Source organism: Bradyrhizobium altum, assembly GCF_020889705.1.
GTDB lineage: Bacteria > Pseudomonadota > Alphaproteobacteria > Rhizobiales > Xanthobacteraceae > Bradyrhizobium > Bradyrhizobium altum.
This window is the reverse complement of the sequence record NZ_JACMYP010000552.1, coordinates 1-1,258: the sequence shown is the minus strand read 5'-3', so window position 1 is coordinate 1,258 and position 1,258 is coordinate 1. Positions and strand designations below refer to the sequence as shown.

The following is a 1,258-nucleotide window of genomic DNA, read 5'->3' as shown; positions in this document are numbered from 1 at the left end:
AGTCGCGCGCACACCCAACTGGCATACGCTAGCGACCCTTTGGGATGGGGGTTCTTCTGTTTCTCGGTCTTGCCTTCGAGGCTTTGGCAAATCGCCTCCAGCGCGGGCTGGTCCTCGGGGTCGAGCGCATCCTGCAATGGCCGCCCAGCCGCACCCTCGCGCTCGCGCACCATTTGCAGCACTTGGATGGCGGCGATCAGCGTCGCGGTGGTCAGGTTCTCGAACGGCCCATCCTCGGCGACACGCACCGCCTCGATATCGAAGCCTTTGGTTTTCATCACTCGGAACACCTGCTCGATGGTCCAACGCTGACGGTAAAAGTGCGTGATCTGGAGCGCATCCGCGAGCGTGGCCACCTTATGCGTTGTCAGCAATCGCCAATGCACCGGCGTTATGCCATCCGGCGGATCAACTTCACGCGCTTCGACCAAAGTAAGCGTGACCGTCTTCGGCAGTTTTGCCGCTTCGGCGGGATGGTTGCGTTTTGGCCGCTTCAGTATGATCTCACATGCGCGCAGCGCCAGCACCGCCTGACGGGCAGGCCGGCCCGGATTGGCCGGCAGATCAATCGTCTCGCGGCCCAGTTCAGCGATACCTTCCATGCAGTCATAGAGCGTGCCTCCGCCTTCCAGCACGCGATCATGATGAGCGCGGATCAGCAGCTCGGTCTCAGCGGGACGGCAGGCGAATTCCTCGTAAATATCACCTTCCCGGTCGGCCACGACGGTGACGCAGGCGGCTCCAGAGGCGACCAAGCTGGCCGCTGTATTTGTCGCGTCGAGCCAACGGCTGCTCTCCTTTTCAGCGAAAGGCCGTTTCTTGCAGAGATACTTCTTGCCGCCAACGTGATTGAGGAACACCGCATCGACAAGTCCGAGCAACCCGCCATCGCGGGCGTCTACCGCAATCATTGGATGCAGGTTCAACTGTGCTGCTTACCATCGTCGCGCAGGGGCGTGGTATCCTGGATCGCGAGGATATGACGCTCCCTAACCAACCCCGCGGTGCGCGCACGGGCGGTAGCGATCATCTCTTCCGGCCTCACACGCCGATTACGCAAGAAGCGCGTAATACGCATCTCGCCAGCCCGATTGCCACCCACGCGACGCACACTGATGCCGGATTGCCCGACACTGACCAAACGGGCCAGCAAGCCGGCCCCCCTTTTTCCAGGCGCCGGTCGCCAAACCGTCCCAAACCGCCTTCCATCTTCTGCCCTCAAACGTTGCGCCGCATCATCGATTCAGAGAATGCCGTG

General features: G+C 61.6%; 2 protein-coding genes. One reads left to right on the top strand and one right to left on the bottom strand.

The features are described from left to right. A partial coding sequence (locus tag H8B02_RS47315) for an IS4 family transposase (protein ID WP_229172517.1) occupies positions 1-926 on the bottom strand: 926 nt, incomplete at its 3' end. A gap of 2 nt (positions 927-928) precedes the next feature. Here H8B02_RS47315 and H8B02_RS47310 point away from each other — a divergent pair. After that, on the top strand, positions 929-1,258 hold a 330-nt coding region (locus H8B02_RS47310), incomplete at its 3' end, for a hypothetical protein (RefSeq protein ID WP_229172516.1).